General features: G+C 73.0%; 3 protein-coding genes. All 3 read left to right on the top strand.

Going from position 1 to position 4,998, the window contains the following annotated elements; genetic code table 11:
- A partial coding sequence (locus ACFQ4H_RS34455; RefSeq protein WP_377579423.1) for an SDR family NAD(P)-dependent oxidoreductase occupies positions 1–1,187 on the top strand: 1,187 nt, incomplete at its 5' end.
- Positions 1,184–3,448 carry a condensation domain-containing protein gene (locus ACFQ4H_RS34450; protein WP_377579421.1) on the top strand — a complete coding sequence of 755 codons (2,265 nt, stop codon included), beginning with the start codon at positions 1,184–1,186 and terminating at the stop codon, positions 3,446–3,448. The genes ACFQ4H_RS34455 and ACFQ4H_RS34450, both read left to right, overlap by 4 nt.
- Positions 3,445–4,998 (top strand): condensation domain-containing protein (locus ACFQ4H_RS34445; RefSeq protein ID WP_377579420.1); only part of this gene is annotated, 1,554 nt, incomplete at its 3' end. The genes ACFQ4H_RS34450 and ACFQ4H_RS34445, both read left to right, overlap by 4 nt.

The raw sequence follows: 4,998 nt of genomic DNA, 5'->3' as shown, positions 1-4,998 counted from the left end.
CGGCCGCCGCGCCGGCCCCGCACGCGGTACCCCTCCGCGACAAGGGCGTGTACCTGATCACCGGCGGGCTGGGCGGCATCGGCCTGTCCCTGGCCCGGTTCCTCGCCCAGCACCACCACGCCCGGCTCGTGCTCAGCGGCCGGACCGGTGTGCCCGACCCGGCGCGGTGGGACGACTGGCTTGCCGAACACGGCCCTGCGGACCCGACCAGCGCCCGGATCACGGCGCTGCGCGCCGTCGAGGCCGTCGGCGGGGAGGTCGTCGCCGTGCCCGCCGACGTCACCGACACCGAGGCGGTACGCTCGCTGGTGCGCGCCGCCGTGGACCGCTTCGGCCGGCTCGACGGAATCGTGCACGCCGCAGGCCTGACCGGCGGCGGCGGGCTGATCGAAGCGCTGACCCCCGACGAGTTCGAGCGCACCGTCGCACCGAAGGTCACCGGCGCCCGCGCCCTGCTCGACGCCACGGCAGACCTGGACCTGGACTTCCTCGCCCTGTTCTCGTCACTGACCACCGTGGACAGCTGGGACGGCGCCGCCGACTACACCGCTGGCAACGCGTTCCTCGACGCGCTCGCCCATCAGGCGCGCCGGCAGGGCCGTACCGAGGTGCAGGCCATCGACTGGACGGGCTGGCTCGACACCGGCATGACCGCCGAACCCGGCCAGAGCCCGACCGAGGCCGGCACGTTCCTCACCGAGCCCGAGGGCCACGCCGTGTTCCTCGCCGTACTCGCCACCGGCCTGCCGCAGGTCCACGTCTCCGTCGCCGACCTGCACGCCGTCGTCGAGCAGGCACGGCGCTTCGCCCACGGCGCCGCCGCAGCCACCACCCCGGCCGAGCGGGAGGTGCCTGCGGCGGTACCGGCGGCCGACGACCCGGACAGTGGCCACGACCGGCCGTCGGCGATGGGCGATCTCGTGCCCGCGCAGACGCCGGTCGAGGCGCACCTGTGCGAGGTGTTCCAGCGGGTGATGGGCTTCGACCGGATCGGGCGCACCGACAACTTCTTCGCCCTCGGCGGCAACTCTCTGCTCGCCCTGGACCTCATCGGCCAGGTCCGCCGCCACTACGCCACCCAGATCCTGCTGCGCGACTTCTTCAGCCAGCCCACGGTCGCCGGGCTCGCCGGGCTCGTCGCGGCCGGTCAGGCGAGCGCCGACGCCCACCCGGAGGTCACCCCGTGAGCCGCCCCGTCGCCGTACGCCGCGCCAGCCGCCTACAGACCCGGTTGTGGTTCTTCAGCCGGCTCCACCCCGGACTACCGTTCTTCATGATCCCCATCGTGTTGCGGCTCACCGGTGAGGTCGACCCGGACGGCATCCGGGCCTGCCTGGCCGCGCTGATGCGCCGGCACGAGACGCTGCGCACCCGGCTCGTCTCCGGCGACGACGGCCCCGAGCAGGTCGTCGACGACGCCCCGCTGGTGCTGGCGGTGACCGACCTGAGCACCGCAGAGGACAAGCAGGCGGCGTGGGATCACCTCCTCGAGCAGGAGTACGCCGACCCGCTCGACATCGAACAGGGGCCCCTGATGCGGGCCCGGCTGGCCCGGCTCGGCCCCACCGAGCACATGCTCGCCGTGTTCGTGCACCACATCTGCGTGGACGGGCCGTCCATCGAGGTCATGCTGCGGGAACTGGGGGCGCTGTACGCCGCGTGGGAGACCGGTGTGTCCCTGGACGACGTGCTGGAGCCCGCGCCGGAGAGCTACGAACGCTTCGGGCACTGGCTCGACGAAACCGCTGCCGCCCCGGCGTACGAGCTGTCCCGCGCCTACTGGCGCGCGGAGCTCGGCGGGCGTCCCGCCTTCGACCCACCGACCGACCGGCCCCGCCCACCGCGTCGCGACTTCGAGGTGCACGAGCAGCGCGCCACGATCCCTGCGGACCTGGCCGCGGAGATACGCGAGTTCGCCCGCCAGCAACGGGTCACACCGTTCGTCGTCCTCGCGGCCGTGCTCGGGGTCATGTTGGGCCGGCGCAGCGGCCCGGTCGGTGACGTCGTCATCGCCACGCCGTGGTCGCTGCGCAGTGGGCCGTGGCTGCGCGGCACGGTCGGCTTCTTCATCAACACCGTGCCGCTGCGCATCCGGATGGCCGCCGACTCGACGTTCCGGCAGGTGCTCACCGCCACCCGCGGCGCGTTCTTCGACGCGATGGACCACTGCGCCGTTCCGTTCGACGAGATCGTCGCGATCGCCAACCCGGTGCGTGACCTCAGCCGCCTGCCGATCACCTCCGTGTGCTTCCAGGTCCTCGGCTCCGACAACCCGCTCCTAGAACTGGGCTCGGTACGCGCCGAGCGCCGTTTCGACGCCGACGGCGCAAGCGAGTTCGACCTGGTGTGGGACGTGATCGACCCGGGCGACGGCGAGATGACGATCGCGGCGAAGTACACCTGCGACATCTACGACAGCGCCTCCATCCGCGACATGGCCGACACCTACCTGCGTTTCCTGCGCGGGGCGCTGACCGCGCCGCGCGGACCGATCCTGGACATCGACGTCCCCTCCGACGGCGAGCACGCGCGGCTACTCGCCCTGGCCGCGAGCACCGAGCAGATCGACCCGCGCCCCGACGTCCCCGGTCTGCCCTGCCACGGGCGGCTGTACCTGCTCGACGACGCCGGCCGGCTGTCGCCGATCGGGTCGGTCGGCGAGGTCCACGTCGAGGTCGACGACGGACCCGGCGACGGGCTGATCCCCGACAAGGTGACCGGACGGGCGCAGGGCTGGCTGCGGCGTACCGGCGTGCAGGCCCGCTGGCGGCTCGACGGTGGCCTGGACTGGTACGGCGTACCCGCCGGCGGCGACGAACCCGACGTGGCCGATGAGCTGGCCCGGCACCCGTCGGTCCACGCCGCCGTGACCGTCCCGTTCGGCGACGACCTGGTCGGCTATGTCGCGACCACCGACGACGCGCTGACCCCGGCAGCACTGCGGGGCTGGCTGCTGCCTCGGATCGGCGCGGCCCGCGTACCGGCGTGGTTCGTGCTGCTCGATGAGCTGCCTCTCGACGACACCGGCGACCTCGACCACCAGGTGCTGGACGAGATCGCCCACTCCGTGGGGATCGGCCGGGCCCAGGTCGGCAACGAGTTGGAGGAGACGGTCCGTGGCGTCTGGCAGGAGTGCCTGGGCCACGCCGTACCGAACCTGGACGTGTCGTTCTTCGACATCGACGGGCACTCGCTGATTGCCGTACGGATCGCAGCCCGGCTACAGAAACTGCTGGACATACCGGTTCCCGTCCGCGCGATCTTCGACACGCCGACCGTGCGGACGATGGCCGAGTGGCTGGCGACGGCCGTGGCGCGGGCACCGGAGCAGGCCACCACGCCGGACGCACCGGCGGCCCTGGCCGCCGATCTCGCGGCCGCCAGCGACGAGGAACTCGCCGCACTGCTCAGACTGACCGGCACGACCACGGCCAAGGACCACGTGTGACCACCCCGACCACCGCGGAACCCCGTACCTCCACAGCGGCACGGCCCGGGGTGTGGCCGCTCGGGCAGACCCAGCGCGGCCTGTGGTTCCTCGACAACTTCAACCCGGGCAGCTCGTTCTACGTGATCTCGCTCGGGCTGCGGCTCAGCGGCGTGCTCGACACCGACGCGCTGCGGGCCGCCCTCACCGACTGCGTGACCCGCCAGTCGGCACTGCGCACCAGGTTCGTGACCCTCGACGGGCACCCCTACCAGGTGTTCGTCGCGGCCCAGCCGATCGACCTGCCACTGCTGAGCGCGACGGACCTGCCGCCGGCCGCCGCGGAGGAGTTCGTACAGCAGCGCTGCGACCTCGCCGCGAACACACCGTTCGACCTGACCGCCGACCCGCTGCTGCGGGCCGAACTGGTCCGGCTCGCCGACGACGAGCACGTGCTGGTCATGGCGATCCACCACATCGTCTTCGACGGCTGGTCGGCACAGGTGCTGCTGAGCGAGCTGGCGTCGGCGTACACCGCCCGCGCCGCCGGCACGGACCCGCAGCCGGCGCCGCTGGAGACCGGCGTTGGTGAGCACGCGGCCCGGCAGCAGGCACGCTTCGCGGCCGGCACCGCCGAACGCGTCGCCGAGGCGGCGTACTGGCGTGCGGTCCTCGACGGTGCCCGCGCCATGGAGATCCCCACCGACCTGGTACGACCACAGCGGCGCACGTTCGCCGGCGCTACCGCCGTACGCGACCTCGACGCCGGCCTGACCGGTGCCGTACGCCGCCTCGCCGCCACCCGCGGAGTGACCCCGTTCGCCGTCCTGGCCACCGCGTTCGGGCTCGTCATGGCGGAGGTGTCGGGCCAGCGCGAGGTGCTGTTCGGCGTCCCGCTCGCAGGGCGGACCACCGAGGAGACGACGGGGCTGGTCGGGTTCCTGGTCAACACGCTGCCGCTGCGGGCCGACCTGACCGGCGCGTCCACGTTCGACGCGGCGCTCGACCGGTTCCGGCAGCCGCTGCTGGACCTGCTGTCGCACCAGGAGTACCCGTTCAGCGCCCTGGTGGAGGACCTCCAGCCGCCGCGCAGCGGCAACCGTAACCCGTTCTTCGACGTCTGCTTCCAGTACCTGCCCGCCGCCGACGCAGGTCTGCGCTTCGGCGACCTGCGGACCTCGCTCATCGGTGGGCGGCGCCCGTCGGCGCAGTTCGACCTCAGCTGCGACGTCCACGACCGCGGCGACCTGCTCACCGTGGCGATGGAGTACAGCACCGACGTCTTCACCGAGCCCACCATCGGTTCCTACCAGGATCTACTCGCCGCTGTGCTGCGCGCCGCCGTCGCCGATGCCACCAGGCCGATCCGTACCGGCACCGGCCCCGACGCCGGGCAGCCCGGCGTACCCGTCGTGGCCCCGACGCGGGCCGCCGAGTGGACTGTCGGCGGGCTGCGCGCCCTCGTCGCCGGCTGGGCGCGTACCGCCCCGGAGGCGATCGCGGTCCTCGTCGACGGACAGGAGCTGAGCTACCACCGGCTCGACGACGCCGCGACCCGGCTCGCCGCGCGG

The sequence above is a fragment of the Micromonospora sonneratiae genome (assembly GCF_042679305.1).
In the GTDB taxonomy this organism is placed as follows: domain Bacteria; phylum Actinomycetota; class Actinomycetes; order Mycobacteriales; family Micromonosporaceae; genus Micromonospora_H; species Micromonospora_H sonneratiae.
Note: the sequence above shows the minus strand (reverse complement) of the source record. Positions and strands in the feature narration are given on the sequence as shown.